This is a genomic window from Nocardiopsis coralliicola, assembly GCF_054779695.1.
The window spans coordinates 56,093-80,018 of sequence record NZ_BAAGXT010000003.1 but is presented as its reverse complement, the minus strand read 5'-3'; the positions used below and the strand labels follow the sequence as shown (position 1 = coordinate 80,018).

Sequence of the window (23,926 nt, the reverse complement as noted above, 5' to 3'; positions counted from 1 at the left end):
CCTGCTATTGGTGCGGAGGGAGGAGGGGCGCTCTTCGGCGCCTGGCCTGTCGGCGGGCCCGAGCGCAGTCTCCCCGGCGCTCCTGCGGACCGGCGCGACCGCCGAATCGGAGCCTGCACGGGGATGCGGATCGACCTGCACGGCGCTCCTGGTGGAGCCGCTGCCCAGACGGACGGAGCGGGGCTGCCGTCACTGCGCCTCGGCGCGGTGCCGGTTGCGGGCGGAACAGGCGGCGCCGTCTCGGCGCTGGTCGGTCGGCGGGCCGGTGGCAGGCCGGCCGGGAACCGCGTGTCGCGCCCCGAGGCCACTCCTGAATCAGGGGTCGGCCGCTGGGGTTGGCCTGCAGTGGTGTGTCTCGGGGACTCCGCTGCGGGTGGAGGGGCCGCCCGTCGGCGCCCCCAGGGGGTGCCGACGCGTCTGCAGGCCGAGGGCACCGCCCCAGCCGAGGTCGGACCCGGACCCGCTCTGACCTGCGCGGAGGTGCGGTTGAGGGCGCGCAGTCCGGCGCGGCGGCGGGGGCGGAGTCGTGCAGGTGCCTGGCGTAAGGCAGTGCGCTGGCGGGCCGGCTGGTCTGCGCGGCGTGTGCGGCGGTGGGGGCCGCTGTGCGGATGGCGGGCTCCAGGGGGCACCTGTCGGTGGTCCCGGGCAGGATGCGGGCAGAAGGCAGTGCGCTGGAGCGTCGGCGGCCGGACGGCGGTGCGGACGGAGTCCGGGTCCCCCGGGCGCCGCATCCGGGGTGTTGGGGGGCGGAGCAGGCCGGGGCCGGGGGAGAGTGGGGCCGTGCGGATCGCGGTGGTGGCAGACGGCAGCGGGGGCGGGAGCTACCGTGAGCTCGGCGACCGCCCGGACGACCGTCCGGGGCCCGAGATCCGGACCGGTGACCTCGCCTCCGCCGTCGCTGAGCGGTCGGCCGTCGCGGACGGTCCCGTCCGCTGGGTGTGGGCCGACACCGCTGACGTCTACCCGGAGCTGCTGGCGGCCGGTGTGCGCGTCGACCGCTGCCACGACGCAGCCCTGGTCGAGGCGCTGCTGCTGGGCCGCGAGGACCGATTCGGTGAGCCCCGCGGGCTGGGCGCCGCCTGGGCGCGGCTGCACGGCCGCGCCGTCCCCGACGACCGGCTGCCGCGCGCCGCCGGAGGGGACGAGCAGCCGGCGCTGTTCGCCGCCGACACCTCGACGCTGCCCGCCGGAGCCGACCGCCTCGGCGCCCTCGCCGAGGTCCACGCCGACCAGCGCCGGCGTTGCGCCGCCCTCCCCGATCCGGGCGCGTTCGCGCTGCTGTGCGCGGTGGAGTCGGCCGGCGCGCTGGCTGCGACGGAGATGCACCGCACCGGAGTCCCCTGGGACCCGGCCGAGCACGACCGCATCCTCACCGCCCACCTCGGTGCGCGCCCGGCCGGCGGCGCCGGCCCGCCCGAGCTCGCGCGGCTCGCGCAGGCGATCGCCGCGGAGTTCGGCCGCGACGTCAACCCGGACTCCCCGGCCCAGCTCATCGCCGCCTTCGCCGACGCCGGCGTCGAACTGGCGAGCACCCGGGCGCACGCGCTGCGCCGGATCGACCACCCCGCTGTGCCGCTCCTGCTGCGCTACAAGGAACTCGCCCGGCTGCACGCCGCACATGGCTGGCAGTGGCTCGACACCTGGGTCCGCGGCGGCCGGTTCCACCCCGACTACGTGGTCGGCGGCGTCGTCTCGGGGCGGTGGGCGACACGCGGCGGCGGGGCGCTGCAGATCCCCAAGGCGCTGCGGTCGGCCATCGCCGCCGAGCCCGGACACCGGCTGGTCACCGCCGATGCGGGCCAGCTGGAGCCGCGCATCCTCGCCGCGGTCTCCGGCGACCCCGGGCTGGCCCGGGCGGCCGGTGCCGACGACCTCTACGCGACGCTGGGCGCCGACTTCGGCGACCGGCAGCGCGCCAAGATCGGGCTCCTCGCCGCCATGTACGGGCAGACCGGCGGCGACGCGGCGCCGCTGCTCACCACGCTCTACCGGACCTTCCCGGACGCGTCGGCGCTGCTGGAGCGGGCGGCCGCCGACGGCGAGCGCGGGCGCACCGTCCGCTCCTGGCTGGGCCGCGCGGGCCCGCCGCCGTCTGAGCAGTGGAGCGCAGCGGTCGTCGGCGGCGGGCCGGGTGCGGGGCCGGCCGCGCGCTCCCGCGGCCGGTTCACCCGCAACTTCGTCGTCCAGGCGAGCGCCGCCGAATGGGCGCTGGTGTTCATGGCCGCCGTCCGCCGTTCCCTCGCCGGGGTCCCCGGCGCCGAACTCGTCCTCTTCCAGCACGACGAGCTCCTCCTGCACGTTCCGGAGGACGCGGTGGACGGCGCAGTAGCGCTGCTCACCGCGGCGGCGGACGAGGCCGGGCAGGTCATGTTCGGTGCGACACCGGTCCGCTTCCCCCTCGATATCGCCGCGGTCCAGCGCTACGCGGACGCCGATGCCGGCACCAGCACAGACGTCGATCCGGATGCTGTGGGCGAGGACCCGGTGGAGGAGGCGGGGCCGCACAGCGCCGCCCCGCCGTGACCGGCGCCGGTTGGCCGCCGTCGTTTCTGCAGCGGAGGCGGGAAGTGGACGGAAGGGCGGATGGAGAATGCCGCGCGGCGCGTATCCGGGCGGGTGGCGGGCGCAGAGAACGCCGCGATAGGTGGGCCGCGCGCCCCCGTTTTTCGGGCATCCTCGGTCGGCGAGAGGGACGGCCGGAGAAGCGGTGCCGGCCTGGCCGAAATGGACGGAAGTGTGGGCCCCGGCGCGGAACTGGGGGAATGCCGGGTCGGCCGGTTTCGGCCAGGCGGTGGGGATTCGGTTCTCGGGAAGTTCACACCAAGGGCGCTTGAAAACGCGACCACGGACACCCATGCTTGGACGCGATATTCACCGGGCGCGGGAAAGCGAGGAGATTCGTGCGGGGAACCTGTGCGGGAACGGCAGCCGCGTTCACCGTGGCGTTCAGCGCTTTTGCGGCGCCCGCCTGGGCCGAGCCCGAGCCGAACGTCGCCGACCGGCCGCCGGTCGACACCCGCGCCGCGGATGCCCCGCACGCCGCGCCCTCCGGTGAGCGGGCAGGGCAGCCCTCCGCGGCGGGCCCGGAGGTCGCCGACACCGGCGCCCTCGACCGCGACGTGGAGGTCGCTCCGCTCGGCGAGCCCCGATCGCGCGAGTACTTCGCGGTGCTGCCGGACTCCATCGGCGCGAAAGAGCTGAAGAAGCTGCGCGGCCTGGACGGCGTCGAATCCGCCGAGACGGTCGATGCGGCCCGGATCAGCGTCGGCGGCGAGGACACCTCGGTCCTCGGTGTCGACCCCTCCGGATTCCGCGCCTATGCTCCCGCGCCCTCGGCCAAGTCCGACGCGATCTGGCAGGGCGTCGCCGAGGGCCGCATCGCGCTCTCCGACGATGCCGGCACCCAGCGCGGCCTGGACGTGGGCAGCGACGTCGACATCGCCGGCGCCGAGGGCACCGTCACCCGCGAGGTCTGGACGCACGCCACCTCCGGCGTCGCCGGGATCGACGCGCTGGTCTCCCGCGACCTGGCCGCCGACCTCGGCTTCCCGCGCGGCAACGGCGTCGTCGTCTCGGCGCCCGACGCCGACCTGTGGGAGCTGAAGGAGGAGCTGCAGGACGTGCTCGGCGAGGACGCCTCGCTGCAGCTGCTCGCCGAAGAGCCCGAGCCGCGCCCGTCGTCGGCCGAAGGGGAGCCGCTCGCCTCGGAGACGATGGAGCGCGTCATCGCGCACGCCGAGTCCATGGAGGGCGTGCCCTACGTGTGGGGCGGCGAGTCCCTGGACGAGGGCGGCTTCGACTGCTCTGGCCTGCTGCAGTGGGCGTTCGCGGAGGAGGGCGTCGCGATCCCGCGCGTCACGCACGACCAGTGGCACGCCGGCGAGCACCTCGGACTCGAGGACGCCCAGCGCGGCGACCTGATCTTCTGGCGCAACGACCCCACGGCCCCCGACTACATCTCGCACGTGGCCATCTACCTCGGCGACGGCAAGATGCTGGAGGCGCCGCGCACCGGCCTCGACGTCCGCACCACCGACGTGCGGACCGAGAACCTGGCCGGCGTCGTCCGGGTGCACGCCTAGGACGCGAGCAACGGCGAAGGGGCGGTGCCGGTGGCACCGCCCCTTCTCATCTCCTGGCGCCGAAGCCAGCCGGGAGGGGAGGGCTGGACGCCGCAGGAGGGGGAACAGGGCCCTTCACTGAGGGAGGGGGAGTCAGCGAACTGCGGCCCTGTGTGTGGTCTGCGTATTCCGATGTGGGACGGGCGAATCTGCCGGTTCGGCCCGTTCTGCACCAGGTCAACGTAAGCCGTGCCGGTGCCCGTTGGCAAGCGTCGGGTGCGCACCGCTGCGGGAGCGGGGGTCGGGCTCCGGCAGCACCGCCATATAGCCCAAGGTAGCGGAAAACGCCGTCCTGCACGGGGAAACCGGCGTTCTTACCGAAGGCGGCGGGGCCGCCGCCTTCGCATCCCGCCGCGCTGCGCCCGGACCCGGACAGCCGGGGGCGCGGCGTCCCGCCGCGGGTAGGAACCCGGCATGACCGGACTGCCCTCCGGTCCGGGCCCCGTCCCGGTGGGCAGTCGCACCGCTCGCGAGCCCGCCCGAAGGGGGAGACGCGATGACCGCCCGCCCCGTCCCGGCCGCAGGCCCCGCCGCAGTCCTCCCCTCTGCCGCCGCCCCCGCCGCGGGCCTGCTCCTCGCCGGCCTCATCGACGACGGCGGGCTCCTTCCGCCCGCACCGCTGACGCTCTTCCAAGCGCTGCAGCGCAACCGGTCCGACCGCATCGTCGGCCACTCGCTGCACGGCCTGCGCCTGCTCTGCCCGGTCCGGCTGCTTCCCGCGCTCGCCCAGGGCCGCTCGTCCCTGGGCGGCCCGGCCTCGGGACCGCTCGGCGCGCTGAGCGGGGTGGACGTCGGGGCGCCACTGCTGGAGATCGGGGTCGTGCTGGACTCCCTGGCCGACGCCGAACTGCTCGGAGCCGCCCCGCCGGCCGGCACGGCACTCGTGCACGCGGAGGTCCCCGCCGGGCCCGCGGAGATCGCCCGGGCTGCGGCGGTCGCGCGCGCTCCGGCCACCGCGGGCGTGCAGGGTCCGCGCACCGTGTTCTTCGAGACCGAGCCGCGCGACTGGCCGGACGCCGTCGCGGCGCTGGCGGGCGCGCGTCCGCTCGGCCTGCTGCTGGCCTGCCGGCCGGGCGGCACGGGGGCGATGCCGCGCGGGTCGGCCCTGGCCGAGGTGATCTGCAGCTGCGTCCGCGCCGACGTCCCGTTCCGCCTGCCGGCCGACGACCACCCCGCCGTCACCCGGGGGCCCGCAGTGCAGGGCCGCTCCTACTACGGCGTCTTCAACATCCTGCTGGCGACCGCCTGCGCCGCGGCCGGCGCCGGCGCGGCGGCGGCCGAAGAGGTCCTGAGCTGCCCGGACGGGCGCCGCATCGCCGACGGACTGCGCCGTGTCCGGCCTGCCGCCGCGGCGCGCGCCCGCCGCATCCTCACGGCCGCGCCCGCGCGCAGCACCGCCGAGCCCGTCCGCGACGCCGCAGCCCTGGGTCTCCTCGCCGCGTGGGAGTCCTGACCAGGGCGTCGGGGCGGTGCGGCTCCGCTGGTGGGGCACCCCCGGCCTTCCCCTCCGAAGAGGGGGAAGCGCGGGAGGGCGCGGTGGCGGGAAGCGGCGGGGCAGCTGCCTGCAGGGCGCACCGGCAGCGCTGTCCCGCGGGACGCAGGCTCCGGAGGCCGGGAGTGGTGCCGCGGCACGGCCGGCGGCAGCCGTCGCGCCGCGCCGCTGCGGGGCGGGGCGCCTCCCGCCACTCGCCGGCGCCGCCGTTGCCGCACGGCCGGGGCCTCAGCGGAAGCCTGCTCGCGGAGGGCGCGGGCCGCTGGTGAGCGGGGGAGCGGTGCGCGCACCGGGACTGGATCCTTCGGCGGCGCCGATCAGCGGCGCTTCGGGCCGGCGGGACCGCTGACCGGGCGGCCGTGCTCCGCTCTGCCGGCGGTACCGCTCCGAGAACGGTCCGGAGGGCGCGGAGGCCGCCGCCGCGGCCGCCTACGGGCCGGCGCAGCAGAGCGGCCCCGGTCCCGCAGGTGCGGGGCCGGGGCCGGAAAGGCGGGTGTCAGCCATCCACGCGCTCGGACGGCAGAACCCAGGGAGCGGCGTCCCACGCGGTGTCGGTGCGGCCCGTCAGCGCCGGCTCGGTGCCGGTCTCGGGCAGCGCGATCACGGCGTCGATCTGCGCGCGCTCGGTCTCCAGCTGCTGGGTGCAGGCGTCGACGGCGTTGCCGCGCTGGACCGCGTCCGCCTCCGACCAGACCGCGGAGAACGCGGCCGCGTCGCGGGCGTCCTCGCGCTCCTGCGGCTCCAGCGCACGGCCGTGCAGGCTCTCCAGCAGGCAGACGCGGACGTCCTCGGCCGTGGTGCCCTCCGGCAGGGCGAGCTCGGACTCGGCCGCTGCGCTGTCCTGGGCCGCCTCGTTCTCGGCGGCCCCGCCCTGGCCGGCGCCGTCCCCGGCAGCCCCGTCCTGCTGGGGCGCCTCCTCCGCCGGGGCCTCCTGTTCAGCGCCGTCCTGCTGCTGTTCGGCGGCGTCCTGTTCCTGCTGGGCGGCCTCCGACCCCTCCTGCTCCTGCTGGGCAGCGTCAGCGTCCTGCTGCTCCTGCTCGGAGCCCTCGGGGGCCTCCGAGCCGGCGTCCTCGGCGGGAGCCTGCTCCTGCTCCGCGGCGTCCTGCTGCTCTTCCTGCCCGGCCGCATCCTGCTCCGGGGCCTGCTCCCCGGCCGGCTCCGCAGCGTCGGGCTGTGCGTCCTGCTGCTGTTCGGCGGAGTCCTGCCCGGCCTCCTGCTCGGCGGCCTCGTCCGCAGCGGCCTTCTCCTCCGCTGCCTTCTCTTCGGCTGCCTTCTCTTCGGCGGCCTGGTCCTCAGCCGGCTTCTCGGCGTCCTTCTCCGCGGTGTCCTTCTCCGCCGGCTGCTCCTGGGCCGCGGCGGTGTCCTGCTCGGCCTCCTGCGGCTGCACCGCGGCGGCGAACGCCTTCAGCTCCTCGGTGTCCCAGGTCTGCGGCTGGAGGTACGTCGTCACCGCGACACCCTCCTCCTCCAGCCGGAACAGATCGCCGGTCTCCGCGGAGAGGTAGGCGTCCTTGCCGTTGACCTGCACCTTCTCCAGCGAAGCCGGGTCCAGGTGGTCGTAGCGCCGGTCACGGAGCTCGTCCAGCGTGGTCAGCGAGTCCGCCCGGATCACGGCGACCTTGCCGTAGGTCGCGTCCGGCCCCTGGACCCAGGCGATGTGCGAGTGGCGCTCGCCCTGCTGCCCGGTGGAGGAGCGCGCGTTGATGCCGTACTTGTCCAGGCCGGCCGGAAGGTCCGCGATCTCGAACCCGTCCAGCGCGTAGGTGGAGGCCCGCTGCTCCACCACCGGCCACGCCAGCTCGTCCCGCTCGTCGGCCAGCGCCGACGCGCCGCCGAGCAGGCCGAACCCGCTCAGGGACATCGCGGTGGAGCCCGCGACGGCGATCCACCACCTCTGGTGCTTGCGCATGCTCAAACCCCTCGTTCGGCTACGTAGAGAACTGACGTGTGCACGGTGCGCGCATCGGATGTGCGCGACAAGTGGCCGTCCCGACTAAAAATCGCACACGGAGGAGTGAATCGGTCACAAGGAGTGACACGTGTCGAGAAAACCTTTGCCCGGTTGAGGGCAACCGCGGGTGTTCGGAGGGGCGGCATGCGGGGATCGCTTCGGCGACACCCGCCGGTAACCGTGCGCGCCGACGCTGAAGCTGTCGGTGAATACGGCCTGTGCAGATGAATGGAGTTCCATGATCCGACGGCTCGGCCCCACCACCGCCGCGCTGGTGTTCGCCCTGTCGGGCGCCGCCGGCACCGCCGCGGCCGATCAGGACCCCGACGCACTCCGCTCCCCGGTCGCGGGCAGCGGCTCCGAGGCGCTCTCCGTGCTCGACGTCGCGCACCGCGGAGCATCCGGGTACGCGCCGGAGAACACGCTCGCCGCGATCGACGCCGCCGAGTCGCGCGGTGCTTCGACCGTCGAACTCGACGTCCAGCGCAGCAAGGACGGCAAGCTCGTCGTCATCCACGACACCACCCTCGACCGCACCACCGACGTCGAGGAGGTCTTCCCCGACCGGGGCAGCACCGACGTCGGCGACTACACGCTCAAGGAGCTGCGCCGCCTCGACGCCGGCGCCTGGTTCGGCGACTCCTTCGCGGGGGAGCAGGTGCCCACGCTGCAGGAGGCGCTCGACCGGATGCGCAAGCACGGACTCAACTTCCTGCTGGAGATCAAGTCGCCGGTGCTCTACCCGGGCATCGAGTCCGACATCTCCCAGACGCTCTCCCGCAACCCGGAGTGGCTGGCCCCGGTCGGCGGGGACGGGCAGCACCGCCTCATCATCCAGAGCTTCGAGTGGGACTCGGCGGAGCGCTCGCACCGGCTGCTGCCGGACGTGCCGCACGGCCTGCTCGGCGAGGTCCCCGAGGGGGAGATCGCCGACTATGCCGAATGGGCCGACCAGATCAACCCCAACCACAACGGCCTCACCGAGGCCTACGTGGACGCGGTCCACAAGGAGGGCCTGGCCGTGGTCACCTACACGGTCAACGAGCGGGCCGACATGGACGCCGCCCTTGACAAGGGCGTGGACGGCCTCATCTCCGACTACCCCGACATCGCCCGCCGGGCGATCGAAGAGCACAGCCAGGAGCGCGCCGCAGTCTGAACCGCGGCCCGGGCGGGCGGCCGGACGCCCTTACTCGGCGCAGGGCAGAGCCGCGCCGCCCGCCGGACCGGAACCCGGGCCGGCGCCCTTGCGGGGGCGCCGGCCCGCGGCGCTGCTGCGGCCCGCGCAGCCCGCCCCGGGGCTCCGGCGGGCGGCGCCGAGCATGCGGGCCGCCCGCCGGGCGAACCCGGGGCATGCTCGGCGGATGACTGCCCCGCTGCGGACGCCTAGTACCGCTAGTACCGCCCGGGCACCCCGGGGCGCTTCTGCCAGGGCAGCGGGCCGTCGAGCGGCCGGTATTCCACACCGATTGCGTCGAGCCGCTCCAGATGGCGGCGGAGCCGCGGCAGGAACTCGCTGAGGTCGCGCTCCGCCGGGCTCCACGCGACCTCGGCGAACGCCGAAAGCCGCGGGAACGCCGCGAAGTCGACCGTGCGGGTGGAGTCCAGGTGCTCGCGCCAGATGTTCACCTGCGCGCCCAGGACGTGCTCGGCGCCCTCGTCGGCGAGCTCCGGCGGGACCGGCTCGGCCTGGTAGACGTCCTCCAGGGTGAGGACCGTGCCGACCGGGACGGGCTCGTCCGGGCTGTCGGACTGCCGGTAGTCCAGGTAGGAGGTGCGGGTGGGGCACATGACGACGTCGTGGCCGGCCCGCGCCGCCTCGATCCCGCCCTCGGTGCCGCGCCAGGACAGCACGGTCGCGCCCGGCGCCAGCCCGCCCTGCAGGATCTCGTCCCAGCCGAGCAGCCGGCGGCCGCGTGCGGCCAGGTGCGCGTCGAACTGGCGGATGAACCAGCTCTGCAGCTCGTCGGCGTCGGCCAGCCCCTGCTCGTCCATCCGGGCCTGCGCGATCGGGCTCTCCTGCCACTGCTTCTTCGGGCACTCGTCGCCGCCGACGCAGATGTAGCTGCTCGGGAAGAGCTCGATCAGCTCGTCGAACACGTTCTTGTAGAAGTCGACGGCGGTGTCGCTCACGTTGAGGACGGTCTCGATGATGCCCCACGTGCGGCCCACCTCGACCGGGTCGCCCTCGCCCAGCTCCGGGTAGGCGGCGATCGCGGCCTGGGAGTGGCCGGGGATGTCGATCTCGGGCACCACGGTGATGTGCCGGGCGGCGGCGTAGGCGACGATCTCGCGGATGTCGTCCTGGGTGTAGAAGCCGCCGTGCGGGCGGCCGTCGTCGGCCGCATCCGGCCCCGCACCGACCTGGCTGCCGTGCCGCCAGGACGCGACTTCGGTGAGCCTCGGGTAGCGCCGGATCTGGACCCGCCACCCCTGGTCGTCGGAGAGGTGGAAATGCAGCACGTTGAGCTTGTGCAGGGCGAGCAGGTCGATGAAGCGGAGCACGTCCTGCTTGGGCATGAAGTGGCGGGCGACGTCCAGGTGGCAGCCGCGCCAGCCGAACCTCGGGCGGTCGGTGATGTCCGCGTGCGGCAGCGTCCACTCCGCGGTGCCGCCCGCCGGCGCGCGGCGGTAGGCGCCGGGCGGCAGCAGCTGGCGCAGGGTCTGCGCGCCGTAGAAGACGCCGGCGGCGTCGTGGCCGATCACCACCGCGCCCTCGCCGTCGACGATGAGCCGGTAGCCCTCGCCGCCGAGGCCGGCCGCGGGGTCGACACTGAGCCGGATGCGGGCGTCCTCGCCGCGGCCGGGCGGGAACGGGAAGCCGGTGGCGGCGCCGAGCTCTGCGCGCAGCCAGGCTTCGGTCCCGGCAGCCGCAGCGTCGGCGTCGATGCGGGTTGCGGCGTCCAGTGCCAGACCGGTCCCGTCGGCGGTCGCGGCATGGACTGGGCGCGGAACGAGGGGGAGTGCGGCCAAGGGGGCTCCTCTGTGCGCGGTCTAGACCAATGCTGGGTCCATGGTGCCATGCGGCCCCTCCGCTGCGCAGCCCTGTATCCGCCGCTGCCCTGGGACGGCGGCCGCGCCCGCCGCCGGCGGAGGCCGTGGCCGGAACAGGCCGTCCCGCGGCCGAGTCCGGCCACCGCAGCTCCGCAGTGCCCGGCGGGGCCCGGATCGCTCGGGAAGCGGCCTGGAACAGGGCTCCCCGCCGGCGGTCCGGCGCTCCGGAGAGCAGCGAGCGGGGGATGTCCGACGGATTGCTGCGCGGTGCCCTGGCCCGCCCCGCGCGGCGTACGCCTCCGGCAGCAGAGTGAAGCGGTGCGCGTGGGGCCGCTCCTGGATCCGGCCGAGCCGATCACACCTGGGGCACCGCTCGCGGCGAACGCCGCCCACCAGGCGCGCCCGGGGCGGCGGTTGCACTCCGAGCGGCCGGCGGACGCGGACAGAGGTGCCCGATCGTGTGCTGAGCCGGAGCAGCCAGCGGCGTTCGGCACCGCAGCCCGCAAGCGCCTGTCCTGCGGTGACGCAGAGCCCGGCCCGAAGAGCGTCCGGGTATGCCGCCCCCGCTATGGGAAGACCCGCGGTGTCCGCAGCAGGTGCGGCAGGCCCCCGGCAACGCGATGGGCCCGACCGCCGAGGGGACCTGGTGAACGCACGCGGGCCGCGCACCTGCATCGCGTTCGCCCGTCGCACCGGGTGCGTGCCCGACCGTGTGCCGCGGAGGCTCCGCAGGGGCCGGAACCGAGCGGTCCGCGGCGCTGAACGCTGCGAGCCAGCACAACCGGATCGCCGCGGCCCGGCCGATCGGGTGACCGCTCGCCCGGGGCGCCGGCCGGCACACCGGTCTCCACCGCGAGGCCGTGTCCGGCGGGCTGCCGCCCTGCGGACGGCGCCCCCCGAACAACCCCGATCGCGTCCGGGCCGGGTGCGGGCGGCGCAGCTGCGGATGACCGGCGCCCCGGTCAGGCGGCCGCTGACCGGCACGCACCAGCAGTGTCTAGCCGGCCTCGGCAGCCGGAGCCGCAGCGGCGGGCGGGGGCTCCGGCGGGACGTCCGGCGCGGTGAGCCGGATCCACGTCTCGTCGAGGCGGACCCCGGGCAGGCCGCGGAGCCGCTCGAACACTTCGTGCAGGCCGTCGACCGTCGGGGCGGCCGCGATTCCGACCAGGTCGTGCGGACCCAGGCTGCGGCAGAGGAACCGGATCTCCGGCCAGGCGGCGGCAGCGGCCACCGCTCGGGCCGCACCGTCCGCGCGCAGCGCGAAGCCGCCCTCGCGGCTGTGCCCGGCCGAGAACGGTTCGAGCACGGCGGTGATGCGCAGCGCGCCGCTGCCGAGCAGCCGCAGCACCCGGGCGCGGACCGCGCCGGCCGACAGCCCGACCGCCGCCGCGAGTTCGGCGAAGGACCGGCGGCCGTCGGCTTCCAGCAGGTCGAGCAGGACGCGGTCGACGTGGTCGGGCTCCGAATCGGGAGGGTCGGCCGCCGCGAGGCGGGGGTCCTTGAGCACCTGCGTGCACACGGCGGCGGTACCGCCCGCGATACCGGGTGCGGCCCGCAGCCGCTCCACCGCTGCGGAGAGGTCGTCCAGGCTGCTGCCGCGGATCTCCGCGAACAGCGGGTGGCGTCCGGCCGTCTGCCACACCCGGGTGCCCGGCACCGCGGCCGCCGCGCGGGCGGCCTCGGCGGCCGGTCCGGACGCCGAGAGCCAGGCGTGGGCCAGAGCGGTGGTGCCGCGCACCGCCGGGTGCACGATGCCGACCACTGCAAGCCGTCCGCCTTCCTGCATGCGGCGGAACCGCAGCCGGGCCGCCGCGCGGGACAGCCCGACCCGCGCCGCGAGCGTTTCGAACGGGATGCGGCCGTCGGCCTGGAGCTCGCCGACGATCGCCGTGTCGATCCCGTCCAATTCCTCGGCGCCCATCTGCGCTCACCTACCTAAAGGGGGGATTTTTCCCAATTGTGCCGAAGATCAGTTCGCGGCGGGGGCGTTCCCCCACGGGGTGGGGCCGCCGCTGATTTGACACGGAGCCCCTTTCTGTATCCCTGCGGGCCGAGAGCGGCCGCGGCCGCGGAGCGCACCGGCACTCGCGGGGCCCGGCTGCTGCCCGCCGGCCACCGCGGGCACGGGCCTGGGCTGCCCGCCGGAGCTGGACCGGCGCTCTCCGCGCCTGCGCACGGGGCCGGGTACCCCGCGCGGGCACGCACCCTGCCGGGCGGAGCAGGGCGAGAGCCGACCCGCGCCGGGAGAGCGGGCCGGGTCCCGGGCGCCGGCGGCGGCCCCGGTTCGGAGCGTCGGGGGCGAAGGCTTCCGCGCGGTCGGGCGGGCGGGGCGGCCGGCGTGCGGGCACGGCGAACGCACCGGCGCGGAGTGCCAGCCGGATGCGCGGTGCTCCGGACCGCCGGGCAGCGGCGCGGAGGCCAGGGTCGGCCGGCCGGCTGTCTTCCGGCCGCTGCGGGTGCGGCCGCGGTGGCCGCCGCACTCGGCGGAGAGCGAGCGCGGCGGGGAGCCGGAGCGTCCGGGCGGCGCGGAGTTTTGACCAATCATTTCCGTGCTCTGCACCGCTGATCAACGCAGCAGGTGGGGTGGGTTTCTATGGTTTTCGGAGGGTGCCGCCGCGGATGCCTGGGAAAGGGGTGCAGACGGGGAGCGGTGCGCGGCGGGCCGCACGCACCACCGGTGCCGGGCGCGGGCGAAAGGGGGCCGGGGGCTGCCGGGAGGCCCGGGCAGGCAGCGGTGCCGCGCCGGCCGCAGGCACCGGGCCGCGGCCGGACGGGCGGTGCAGGGCAGACCAGGGGGTGGGGCGCGCTTCTCCTGCGGGGGTGCGGCGGCCACTACCTGACTGCGGGTGGTGTCGCCATCGTGCTGGACGGCGCGCGATCCGTAGCGTTGCAGACGAACGGCCGGGCGCCGGCCCGCGGCGGGGGAGCCTCCGCCGCGGGCGGGAGCTCCGAGTGGAGGAGGCAGCGTGGCCCAGGACGAGGGCGGACGCCGAGACGCGGGGGTGGGCCGATGATCGTGCCGGTTCTCATCGCCCTCGCGGGCGCGTTCTTCATGGCGCTCGGTTCCGCGCTGCAGGAGCGCGACGCCGTCCGCGCGCCCGGCCGCCGGGTCGCCCGCTTCGGCCTGCTGCTGCACCTGGTGCAGCGGCCCCGGTGGATCTTCGGCACCCTGGCGGCCGGTGCGGGCGTGGCCCTGCACCTGATCGCGCTCAGCGGCGCGCCGCTCACCATCATCCAGCCGATCGGCGTGACCGGCCTGCTGTTCGCCATCGTGCTGTCGATGGCGTTCACCCGGCGCCGGGTCAGGCCCGGGCAGATCGCCGCCGGCGTCGCCGTCATGGCAGGCCTGACCGGTGTGCTGCTGTTGTTCCCGCACACGTCGACGCCGCCGCGGATGACGGTGCTGACCGCGCTCCTGCTCGCCGGATGCGTGTTCGCGCTCGGCATCGCCGGGCTGGCGTCCGCGCGGCACCTCTCGGCCGGCGCGCGCGGAGTCGCGCTCGCCGCCATCGGCGGCGCCGCGCTCGGCACCACCTCGGCGATCGCCCGCGTGGTGGCCGCTGGAGCGGTCGCCGACCCGATGTCCGTCGTCGGCTGGCTGCCGCTGATCGCGGCGGCGGTCGCCCTCTTCGGCGGACTGATGATGCAGAACGCCTACCGCACCGGCCACTTCGCCGCGGCCTACGCAATCCTGCTCGTCGCCGACCCCGTGGTCGGCGCCGGACTGGGTGCGCTGCTGCTGGGCGAAGGGCTGCCCTCCTCGCCGGGTGAGCAGGCCCTGGCCGCGCTGAGCGCCGCCGTCGCCGCCGCCGGGATCGCCGTCCTGGCGAGGTCGAAGAACCAGAATCCCGAAGCAGCCAGGACCCGGAGCTCCGCATCGGGCGGGGCCGAGGGGAAACACGGCGCCGCGCGCCGCGGACCGGCCGCGCGCGCTGACGCGGCCGAGACCGGCCCCGGTGGCCAGGGCGGCACCGGGCCGGACCGCGGAGCACAGACCGACCAGCAGCGCGACGGCGAACGAGGACAGGAGAACACGGATGTCCCCAGCGAAAAAGCGGACCGATCGGACCTCCCAGCCGACGACCGGGCCTGAGCGCCGCCTGCGGATCCTGATCGGCACCGACACCTATCCGCCGGACGTCAACGGCGCCGGCTACTTCACCTACCGGCTCGCCGCGGGCCTCGCCGAGCGCGGCCACGACGTGCACGTCGTCTGCCCGTCGCCGGACGGCCGGCCGGGGATCCGCTACGAGGCGGGCGTGACGCTGCACCGGATGCGCTCGGCGCCGCTGCTGGTCCACCCGACCATGCGGGCCGCCGTGCCGCTGGGCCTGGACGGCCACATCGCGCGGCTCATGGACCGCCTCGCACCGCACGTGGTGCACGCCCAGAGCCACTTCACGCTCTCCCGGGCGGTGCTCCGGCAGGGCCGCAGATCCGGCACCCCGGTGGTGCTGACCAACCACTTCATGCCGGACAACCTCTTCGCGCACGCCCATATCCCGGCCGCGCTGCACGGCCTGAGCGGCCGGCTGGCCTGGCGGGACATGGTGGGTGTCGCGGAGGAGGCCGACTACGTGACCACGCCGACCCGGCGTGCCGCCGACCTGCTCGCCGAGAAGGGCTACACGCGGCCCGTCGAGGCGGTGTCCTGCGGGATCGACCTGGAGCGGTTCCACCCGCGCCCCGCGGAGCGGAGTGCGGCCCGCGCCCGGTTCGGCCTGCCCGACGCCGACACGATGGCCTTCGTCGGCCGGCTCGACGAGGAGAAGCGGATCGACGACCTGATCCGTGCGCTGCCCGCGGTGCACGAGCACCGCGACCTGCACCTGGCGCTCACCGGAACCGGGCAGCGCCAGGAGCGGCTGCAGGCGCTCGCCGACGAGCTCGGCGTCGCCGACCGGGTGCACTTCCTCGGGTTCGTGCCCGATGACCTGCTGCCGCTGGTCTACGTGGCCGCCGACCTGTTCGCGATCGGCAGCGTCGCCGAGCTGCAGAGCATCGCGACGCTGGAGGCGATGTCCACGGCCCTGCCGGTCGTCGCCGCGGATGCGCTGGCGCTGCCGCACCTGGTGGAGTCCGGCCGCAACGGCTACCTCTACCCGCCCGGCGACGTCGACGCGCTCAGCGGGCACCTGCTGGCGGTCCTGGAGTCGGGCCGCCGCCGCGAGGCGATGGGCGCGGCCTCCCGGGAGATCGCGCTGACCCACGACCACCGCCGCTCGCTCGACCGCTTCGAGGAGATCTACCGGGCGGTCCGCCCCCGCGGACTCCCGCGGCCGGCCGTTCCGCAGCAGCCCGCACGCTCGCACCCGGCCGCAGCGGAGCGGGAGCCGGTCGGCGTCTGACCGCCGGGCCCCGATGCACCGAAGCGGCGGCCGGCCCCGCGCACTGCGCGGAGCCGGCCGCCGGGCTGCCCGACGTTGCTCACGGCGGCGCACCCGGGCAGCCCGGCGGCGGGTTTCGGTCGAACCCTTTTAACTACTTTCCGTGATTTTTGCGTCACGATCCGATGCATGTGTGATGTGGGCGGAAAGACCGTTTGTGTGTGGTTCGTGGGGACTGGCCGGATGGACGCAGCGGCGTACGTGGATCACGTGGCCCTCCGTCTGCAGCAGGCCGAAACGGAAGCCGAGACGCACCACGGGCGTCTCAGCGAGTTCGATCGCGCCCACCGGGTCCTAGAGGAGAGGGTCGAGCACCTCGAAAGCGAACTGGCCGAGGCGAAGAGGGCGCGCCTCGAAGCGTTCGCCCGCTGGTTCAATTGCCGAGAAGACCGAGACCGGGCGCGCTTCGTCGCCCGGCGCCTCCGCCGCCGGCTCGATCGGCGGCGCAAGAAGGGCTGAGGCCGCAGCCGCGGAACCGGCGCCGCCGCAGCGCAGCGGTCCGGTTTCCGCGCGGTCAGGATGCGGCGCTGTCGAGGATGGCCGCCACGTCGCGCTGGACGTCCTCGGCGGCGGAGCGCAGGGCCCGCAGGGTGACGGCGATCGCCGGGCGGCGCACGCTGGCGGCGCGGACCGCGGCGTACACGTCGCGGGACGGTGCATCCGCCGGCAGCCGGCGGAACGCCAGGCCGCCCACGCCCCCCGCCAGCGCCAGCGCCGGCACCGCCGCGATGCCGATACCGCGCGAGACCAGGCTGAGGATGGTGCCCAGCCCTTCGAACTCCCAGGCGGCCGACGGCGCGCCGCCCACGTCGGCGAGGAGCGCGTCGGTGCCGGTGCGCGACGGCTCGCCACGCGGCGCCGCGATCCACGACTCGTGGAGCAGCCGGTCCAGCCGCACCGGCCGCTCCGGGTCGGCCAGCCGGTGGTTGGCGGGCACGGCAAGCACCAGCGGGTCGCGCAGCAGGTGCTCGTGGCGGATGGTGGCGCTGCCGCCGCTCGGGGACCGGCCGGTCCAGTCGTCGATCAGGGCGATGTCGGCGTCGGCCGCCGCCACCTGCCGCACCCCCGCTGACTCCGCGGTCTGGCGCAGGATCAGCTGCATCTGGCGGTAGCGGCGCAGGCTCTCGGCGAGCCGCGGTGCGAACGCCACCGCCGTGGTGGGCACCGCGGCGACGGTGACCGGCCCGGTCACGGCGCCGCGCTGCTCGGCGAGGACCGCCTCGGTGGCCTCCACCATGGCCAGGATCTGCTCCGCCTGCTCCACCAGGAGCCGGCCGGTTTCGGTGAGTTCGGCACTGCGCGCGGTGCGGTCGAGCAGCTGCGCGCCGACCTCCCGCTCCAGTGCGGACAGCTGCTGCGAGACCGCGGATGCCGTATATCCCAGCGCATCCGCGGCCCGCGCGATGGTGCCCTGCACCGCGAATTCGCGGAGCAGTTGGAGTCGCCGCAGGTCGAGCATGCGAATAGCTTACGCTGAGCATCGCTAAGAGTCGCTTGTACTGATGGCATAGACGGGGCAGGCTTGAGTCACAGAGGCGCAGGAACTCACCTCGCCTCGCCAGCCACCTGGACGTATGCGGAGCTGATCTCTCCATGACCGTCGCCGTATCAGCGACACTCGCCGTCAACGAAGCCCTCGCCGAGAAGCGCCGCCACGGGCTGCCGGTGCTGCCGCTGGGCTTCGGAGAAGCGGGGCTTCCCGTCCACCCGAGCATGCGCGACGCCCTCGCGGCGGGCGGCGCCGACAACGCCTATGGACCCGTCGCGGGCAGCGCTGAGCTGCGCGCGGCCGCCGCCGGCTACTGGGGCCGCCGCGGCCTGCCCACCGACCCCGACCTGGTCGCCGCCGGGCCGGGCAGCAAGCCGCTGCTGTACGCGCTGCTGCTCAGCATCGGCGGAGACACGGCCATCGCCGCCCCCAGCTGGGTCAGTTACGCGGCGCAGAGCCGGCTCGCCGGCCACCAGCCGCTGTTCGTGCCGACCGCGCGCGGCCAGGGCGGGGTGCCGCAGCCGGACCTGCTCGCCGAAGCGGTCGCCGACGCCCGCAGCCAGGGCCGCGACGTCCGCTCCGTCATCGTCACCCTCCCCGACAACCCGACCGGCACGGTGGCCCCCGAGGACACCGTGCGCCGCCTCGCCGATGTGGCGCGCGCCCTGGACCTGGTGGTCATCTCCGACGAGATCTACCGCGACCTGGTGCACGACCCCGCGACCGCGGTGCACAGCCCGGCGGAGTTCGCGCCGGAGCGCACCGTCATCACCTCCGGCCTGTCCAAGAGCCTCGCGCTCGGCGGCTGGCGGCTCGGTGTCACCCGGCTGCCGGAGGGCCCGATCGGCCAGCGGATCCGCGCTGAGCTGCTCGGCATCGCCAGCGAAATCTGGTCCAGTCCGGCCGGTCCGGTGCAGCGCGCCGCCGCCGTGGCCTTCGCCGAGCCGGCCGAGCTGACCGGGTACGTCGACCGAGCACGCCGCCTGCACGGCACGGTGGCCCGCGCCGTCGCCGACCGGTTCGCCGCCGCAGGGGCCGAGGTCGCCGCGCCGCAGGCGGCGTTCTACCTCTACCCCGACTTCGAGCCGCTGCGCGAGCGCCTCACCGCTGAGCACGGCATCACCACCGGCCCCGAGCTCACCGGCCTGCTGCTGCAGCGGCACGGCCTGGGCGTGCTGCCGGCGGCTGAGTTCGGTGAGGGAACCGATGCGCTGCGGATGCGGGTCGCCACCAGCCTTCTCTACGGCGAGACCGAGGCAGAGCGCTACGCGGCCCTGGCCGTTGACGACCCGACCCGGCTGCCGTGGATCCAGGCGCACCTGGATCGGCTGGAGGAGGTTCTCGCCGAGGTCGCCGCGCCGGTGGCCGCCGCGATCTGATCCACCGGCGGCCCGCGGCGCCGCCGGCCCCGCGACCCGGTCGCCCGCCGCAGTCCGCTGCCGCGCGGCCGCCGGGTCGCCGGTGTTCGCGGGGCGGATGGGGCAGGGGAGCAGGGCGGGGAGGCAGCCCCCTCCTCGGCGGTCAGAGCCGCGGGCAGCGGGGGAGCGGACGCCGGTGCACCGGCTCCGCGGCCTGCAGCGGGGCGCGGCCGCACTGCGGGAGGCGGGTACGGCCGGACCACCCGGCCGACGCGGAAGGGTGCCGGGCCGGTCCGACCGCCCGGGCTACGCTAACGCCCCCGCCGCCGCCCTCGGGACGCCGGGGGCGCGGAGCCCGCTTCGGGCGTGTTCGGCGGACACCGGTCCTGCTGCGCACCGCCCGGGCGCGGCCCCTCGCGGCGTTCTCCCCTCCCCGACAGGGAAAACCCGTCCCGACTCCCTCGTCGGCCGTGCGGCGGGTGCACCGCCGACACCGCTCGCGACAGACGCCACCCACCCAACACGCCCGTGGACGGCAGCGCGCCGCACCGGGTACGGCCGGCTTCCTGCGGCTCCGGACCCGCGGTCTTCCCGGCGCGCCCTGCGCCTCGGCCGGGCTGCGGTGAGCGAGTCGGCAGGTTCCGCGGGTCCCGCCGCGCCGACACACCAGGGCACCGCGTGCAGCGGGCGCCATCCACCGGGCGCGCCTAGGATCGCCGGAGCAACTGCGACGGGCGACACCGGGAGGCTGCCGTGACACTGGTGGAATGGGCGCGCGAGGTGAGCGCCGAACTCGGCCTGGACGAGGAGGCCACCAAGGCCGATGTGGACCGCATCCTCGACCTCGCGCGCGACGCCGCGCACTCGGTGGCGCGGCCGGCGGCGCCACTCACCGCCTACCTGCTCGGCATCGCCGTGGGGCGCGGCGCCGACCCGGCGGAGGCCGCCGCGGCGCTCAGCCGGCTGGCGCTCTCCCACGCGCCGCAGGAATCGGGCGGAGACGCCGGCGCGTGAGCGCGGCGCCCGCCCCGGCGCCGCCTCGGGCCCGCCGGACGGCCGGCAGCGCAGCGCGCGGCGTGCGGCACGGGCGGGTGCGCCGGTGAACGGCGCGCCGGGAGCGAACGTTCCCGGGCTGTGCGGCCGGGGTGGAATAGTGACACGCATGTAATGAACCGGTGCAATCCTGGCCTGCACCCTGAATCGGCGCGCGTCCGAACCCGCGAAGGGCGCCACAGGGGTGCGTCGGCACCGGAACCCTCCCCCCGGCACCGGCCGAGCGCCGCGTCCTGGAACAACCAACGAGGACCGCGAACACATGGACCAACTACAAAGCATTCTCGACGGTGCTTCGGGCTTCATCTGGGGCCCGTGGTTCCTTATCCCCTTGCTGCTCTTCGTGGGCATCTACCTGACCATCCGGCTCCGCGGGCTGCAGTTCCGCGTTCTCGGCCACGCCCTGTGGCTCGCGCTGGTGCGCCGGACCGAGTCAGAGGGCAGTGCCAAGGGCGATATCTCGCACTACCAGGCGCTGAGCACCGCACTCGCCGCCACCGTCGGCGTCGGCAACATCGCCGGTGTCGCGCTGGCGATCGGTGTCGGCGGTCCGGGCGCCCTGTTCTGGATGTGGGTCACCGGCGTCCTCGGCATGGCCACCAAGTACAGCGAGGCCCTCCTCGGCGTGAAGTACCGCCGCCCCGACAGCAAGGGGGAGATGAGCGGCGGCCCGATGTTCTACCTGCGGCACGGGCTCGCTGAGAAGTTCGGCCCCGGCAGCTTCGGGGCGAAGGTCGGGCTGGTGCTGGGCACCCTCTTCGCCCTGTTCGGGTTCATCGCCTCCTTCGGCATCGGCAACATGACCCAGGCCAACGCCGTCGCCGGGCAGCTCGACTCCACCTTCGGCGTGCCGACCTGGCTCTCCGGTGCGGTACTCGTGCTGCTGGTGGGCGCGGTCATCCTCGGCGGAATCAAGAGCATCGGCCGGTTCGCCGCCGGCGTCGTGCCGTTCATGATCATCGCCTACGTGCTCGCCTCCCTGCTGGTCCTCGTGGTGAACGTGGACGCCATCCCGGCGGCGTTCGGGCTGATCTTCAGCGACGCCTTCACCGGCACCGCGCCGGTCGGCGGCTTCGCCGGCGCCGCGTTCATCATCGCGATGCAGCAGGGCATGGCCCGCGGGATGTTCTCCAACGAGTCCGGCCTGGGCACCGGTGGCATCGCCGCTGCCGCGGCGAAGACCGCGCAGCCGGTGCGGCAGGCGATGGTCTCCATGACGCAGACCTTCATCGACACGATCATCGTCGTCACGATGACCGGCCTGGTGATCATCGTCAGCGGCGTCTGGCAGACCGGCAACGCCGATGACGGCGCGATCATGACCAACGACGCGATGAGCCAGGCGTTCGGGGACATCGCGCCCGGCCTGGCGCCGTTCGGCGGCTACATCGTCGCCATCTCGCTGATGTTCTTCGCCTTCACCACGCTGGTGGGCTGGTCCTACTACGGCGAGCGGTGCCTGGACTACCTGGTCGGCCGCAAGGCGGTCTTCCCGTTCCGGATCCTGTTCGTCCTGGTGGTCTACGTCGGCGCGACGACCGAGCTCACCCTCGCCTGGTCGTTCAGCGACGTCGCCAACGGGCTGATGGCCGTTCCGAACCTGATCGGCCTGGTCATCCTCGGCAGCGTCATCGTGGTGGAGACGAAGAAGTACTTCGCGAACCCGGACTGGCGCCACCCCGACCGCGAGGTCAGCGGCACCGGCAGCTGACCGCTGCCGTTCGCGGCCTCGGCCGCACACCGCCCCTGGGCGCCGTCCGCACTGCGGGCGGCGCCCAGCCGTTCGAGGGCTCCCGGCGCTGCACCGCTGCTGCTGCACACGCCTGCAGCACCATCACCACCACGCGTGGAAGTGGTGTACCGGCCCGTTTCCGCGGCCGATGCCGAGCTCGTCGGCCCGGCGCAGCGCGCCGGTGAGGTACTCCTTCGCTGCGCCGACGGCGGCCGGATAGTCCGGGCGCTGCGGCAGCAGCGCGGCGATCGCCGAAGACAGCGTGCAGCCGGTGCCGTGCGTGTTGCGGGTGGCCACCCGCGGCGCGGTGAACGGCACCGCCGCTGCGCCGTCCGCCACGAGCAGGTCGGCCGACTCCGGGCCGTCCAGGTGCCCGCCCTTGAGCAGCACCCGCCGCGCGCCCGCGGCGAGCAGCCGGCGCGCCTGCTCCTCCATCGCCGCGAGATCGCCGACCTCCTTCTCCCCGAGCAGGTCCGCCGCCTCGGGGAGGTTGGGGGTGACCAGGTCGGCCCGCGGCAGCAGGACCTCGCGCAGCGCCGCCACCGCCTCCTCCGCGAGCAGCCGGTCGCCGCTCTTGGCCACCATCACCGGGTCGAGGACGACGTGCGGGGGGCGGTAGGAGTCCAGCACCTCGGCGACCGCGGCGATGACGTCCGCGTCGCCGAGCATGCCGATCTTGACGGCGTCCACCCGGACGTCGTCGAGCAGCACCGCCAGCTGGCGCTTGATGAACGCTGGCGGGACCGGCAGCACCTCGGCGACGCCGGTCGTGGTCTGCGCGACGAGCGCCGTGACGACGCTGGTGCCATAGGCGCCCAGCGCCGAGAACGTCTTCAGGTCGGCCTGGCCGCCGGCGCCCCCGCTGGGATCGGTGCCGGCGATGGAAAGAACGGTAAAGGAGCCCATGGCGTCCCTTCGCTAGTGCGAGCTAGTGCAGGTTCTACGGGTGTCATCTCAGCCGGTGCTGGCACCGGCACCCCGCGCCGTATGCGGTTGTGCGGCCCGCTGCGGTCACATCCGCGCGGGCCGCTCCTACAGTGCCATCCCCCGGCTCACCGCCGGGATGCGGGGCGGGTATGCCGGCCCCCGCCGCGGCCAGGGGCGGCGGAGCCGGGAGCTCCGGAGCCGCCGTCGGCGTCCCAGTCGGGGACGTGCGGGGCGCTGCGCCTGCTGACCGCGTGCTCCAGCAGCAGCACCACGACGACGGTGCAGAAGCCGCCGGCGGCGAAGAGCACCGTGGTGCCGGCGTCGGCGGAGGGCCCGGAGAGCCCGCGGTCGGCGTCCTGCCACGGCCACAGCGCCCGCAGCGAGCCGGCCATCACGCCGGTCATCACCACCAGCGTGATCATCCGGTGGTGCTCCAGCAGCCACTGTAGGAGCTTCACGAAGAGTGCGCCGCCGATCGCCGCGCCGAGCAGGAAGGTGCCGATGTAGCCGAGGTCGCGCTCGTTGAGCGCCGCCATGGTGGTCGTGTAGAGGCCGAGCGTGAGCAGGATGAACGACCCGGACATGCCCGGCATGACCAGTGCGGAGACGGCGATGGCCGCGGCCGCGGCGACGACGATCGGGGTCGGCTCGACCTGGGCGGGCGGCATGCCGGTCGCGAAGAACGCCGCGACGGCCGCCGCCAGCGCCACGGCGTAGTGCCAAGGCCGCCAGCGGCCGCCGGCGGCGGTGTAGGGCACCCACAGGGAGGCCAGGACCAGGCCGAAGAACAGGCCGTAGGAGTGCTCCGGGTGCGCCTCCACCAGCGGCGCCACGACGCGGGCGGCGACGATCGCCGCCGCCACCATGCCGATGGCGACCGCTGCGACGGTGCCCCAGTCGGCCCGGCGGAACTCGGCCGCCGCCGCGCCCATGCCGCGGCCGCGGATGCCGTCGGTGACGGTGTGCCGGATGCCGGAGACCACATGCCCGGCCGAGGTGATGATCGATTCGTACACCCCGACGATCAGCGCCACCGTTCCGCCGCTGATCCCCGGAACGACCTCGGCCGTTCCGATCAGCCCGCCGCGGACGACGTTGAATGCGTGGGTGCCGATCGGGGTGCGCGCCGGCGTGCGGCGGCGGGTGCCCGCGGCGCCGGGCGGAGCCGCGGGAGCCGGGGCGGGGGCGCCGGCGGGCGCTCCTCCCGGGTGCCCGGGCGGGGTGCTGGAGGCGTGTTCCATGGTGTGCCTTCGCTGGATCGGGGGATGCGCGGTGCAGTGCTCCGGGCGCCGCGCGGGACAGGGGGCGGTGGCGATCGGCGGCAGCCGCCGCAGAATGTGCACAGCCGCCCCTGGGAGGTGCGGTGCAGGGCCCGTGCTCGGGCTGCAGCCGCACGTGCACGGACACGGCGGCGCGGACAGG

15 protein-coding genes, 1 pseudogene and 1 riboswitch are annotated in these 23,926 nt (G+C 75.2%); of the genes and pseudogenes, 10 read left to right on the top strand and 6 right to left on the bottom strand.

Features of this window, described 5'->3' with window-relative positions:
* The first annotated feature begins 780 nt into the window (after positions 1 to 780).
* From ACYVGT_RS03730 to ACYVGT_RS03720, 3 genes are all read left to right on the top strand, one after another.
* Entirely contained in the window at positions 781 to 2,523 is a 1,743-nt protein-coding gene (locus tag ACYVGT_RS03730) for a bifunctional 3'-5' exonuclease/DNA polymerase (RefSeq protein ID WP_460854954.1), read from the top strand.
* A 377-nt stretch (positions 2,524 to 2,900) separates the two neighbouring features.
* Positions 2,901 to 4,082, top strand: coding sequence for a C40 family peptidase (locus ACYVGT_RS03725; protein ID WP_460854953.1), 1,182 nt, complete (start codon positions 2,901 to 2,903; stop codon positions 4,080 to 4,082).
* A 535-nt stretch (positions 4,083 to 4,617) separates the two neighbouring features.
* On the top strand, positions 4,618 to 5,574 hold the full coding sequence (locus ACYVGT_RS03720; protein WP_460854952.1) for a hypothetical protein: 957 nt from the start codon (positions 4,618 to 4,620) through the stop codon (positions 5,572 to 5,574).
* Positions 5,575 to 6,109: 535 nt separating this feature from the next.
* Here ACYVGT_RS03720 and ACYVGT_RS03715 read toward each other — a convergent pair.
* Entirely contained in the window at positions 6,110 to 7,522 is a 1,413-nt protein-coding gene (locus tag ACYVGT_RS03715; protein WP_460854951.1) for a hypothetical protein, read from the bottom strand.
* Between the two features lie 280 nt (positions 7,523 to 7,802).
* On the opposite strand from ACYVGT_RS03715, the gene ACYVGT_RS03710 reads away from it, so the two are divergent.
* Entirely contained in the window at positions 7,803 to 8,723 is a 921-nt protein-coding gene (locus tag ACYVGT_RS03710) for a glycerophosphodiester phosphodiesterase (RefSeq protein ID WP_460854950.1), read from the top strand.
* 236 nt (positions 8,724 to 8,959) lie between these two features.
* Here ACYVGT_RS03710 and ACYVGT_RS03705 read toward each other — a convergent pair whose 3' ends face one another.
* Together ACYVGT_RS03705 and ACYVGT_RS03700 are read right to left on the bottom strand one after the other, a co-directional pair.
* Positions 8,960 to 10,537 (bottom strand): beta-N-acetylhexosaminidase, encoded by a 1,578-nt coding sequence (locus ACYVGT_RS03705; RefSeq protein ID WP_460854948.1) that lies wholly within the window; start codon positions 10,535 to 10,537, stop codon positions 8,960 to 8,962.
* Between the two features lie 1,018 nt (positions 10,538 to 11,555).
* Complete coding sequence (locus ACYVGT_RS03700; RefSeq protein ID WP_460854947.1) at positions 11,556 to 12,479, bottom strand: Lrp/AsnC family transcriptional regulator; 924 nt, start codon at positions 12,477 to 12,479, stop codon at positions 11,556 to 11,558.
* 1,089 nt (positions 12,480 to 13,568) lie between these two features.
* Between ACYVGT_RS03700 and ACYVGT_RS03695 the strand changes: the two are divergent.
* From ACYVGT_RS03695 to ACYVGT_RS03685, 3 genes and pseudogenes are all read left to right on the top strand, one after another.
* A pseudogene (locus ACYVGT_RS03695) lies at positions 13,569 to 14,427 on the top strand (DMT family transporter); the annotation flags it as partial.
* 168 nt (positions 14,428 to 14,595) lie between these two features.
* On the top strand, positions 14,596 to 15,906 hold the full coding sequence (locus tag ACYVGT_RS03690; protein WP_460854946.1) for a glycosyltransferase: 1,311 nt from the start codon (positions 14,596 to 14,598) through the stop codon (positions 15,904 to 15,906).
* Positions 15,907 to 16,128: 222 nt separating this feature from the next.
* Positions 16,129 to 16,404 carry a hypothetical protein gene (locus tag ACYVGT_RS03685; RefSeq protein WP_460854945.1) on the top strand — a complete coding sequence of 92 codons (276 nt, stop codon included), beginning with the start codon at positions 16,129 to 16,131 and terminating at the stop codon, positions 16,402 to 16,404.
* Positions 16,405 to 16,459: 55 nt separating this feature from the next.
* Here ACYVGT_RS03685 and ACYVGT_RS03680 read toward each other — a convergent pair whose 3' ends face one another.
* Entirely contained in the window at positions 16,460 to 17,404 is a 945-nt protein-coding gene (locus tag ACYVGT_RS03680; protein WP_460854944.1) for a LysR family transcriptional regulator, read from the bottom strand.
* 134 nt (positions 17,405 to 17,538) lie between these two features.
* On the opposite strand from ACYVGT_RS03680, the gene ACYVGT_RS03675 reads away from it, so the two are divergent.
* The 3 genes from ACYVGT_RS03675 to ACYVGT_RS03665 all read left to right on the top strand — a co-directional run bounded on the left by ACYVGT_RS03675 (position 17,539) and on the right by ACYVGT_RS03665 (position 21,556).
* On the top strand, positions 17,539 to 18,813 hold the full coding sequence (locus ACYVGT_RS03675; RefSeq protein ID WP_460854943.1) for a pyridoxal phosphate-dependent aminotransferase: 1,275 nt from the start codon (positions 17,539 to 17,541) through the stop codon (positions 18,811 to 18,813).
* A 732-nt stretch (positions 18,814 to 19,545) separates the two neighbouring features.
* Positions 19,546 to 19,806: a DUF6457 domain-containing protein gene (locus tag ACYVGT_RS03670; RefSeq protein ID WP_460854942.1), complete on the top strand. Its 261-nt coding sequence runs from the start codon at positions 19,546 to 19,548 to the stop codon at positions 19,804 to 19,806.
* Positions 19,807 to 20,107: 301 nt separating this feature from the next.
* Complete coding sequence (locus tag ACYVGT_RS03665; protein WP_460854941.1) at positions 20,108 to 21,556, top strand: alanine/glycine:cation symporter family protein; 1,449 nt, start codon at positions 20,108 to 20,110, stop codon at positions 21,554 to 21,556.
* 123 nt (positions 21,557 to 21,679) lie between these two features.
* Here the strand turns inward: ACYVGT_RS03665 and thiD are convergent, their stop codons facing one another.
* Both thiD and ACYVGT_RS03655 read right to left on the bottom strand, forming a co-directional pair.
* The gene (gene thiD / locus ACYVGT_RS03660) at positions 21,680 to 22,483 is read right to left on the bottom strand and encodes a bifunctional hydroxymethylpyrimidine kinase/phosphomethylpyrimidine kinase (protein WP_460854940.1); all 804 of its coding nucleotides are present in this window, start codon (positions 22,481 to 22,483) and stop codon (positions 21,680 to 21,682) included.
* A riboswitch (TPP riboswitch) is annotated at positions 22,471 to 22,568 on the bottom strand. Its footprint overlaps the gene before it by 13 nt.
* 61 nt (positions 22,569 to 22,629) lie before the next feature.
* Positions 22,630 to 23,745: a DUF368 domain-containing protein gene (locus tag ACYVGT_RS03655; protein ID WP_460854939.1), complete on the bottom strand. Its 1,116-nt coding sequence runs from the start codon at positions 23,743 to 23,745 to the stop codon at positions 22,630 to 22,632.
* Positions 23,746 to 23,926 lie beyond the last annotated feature (181 nt).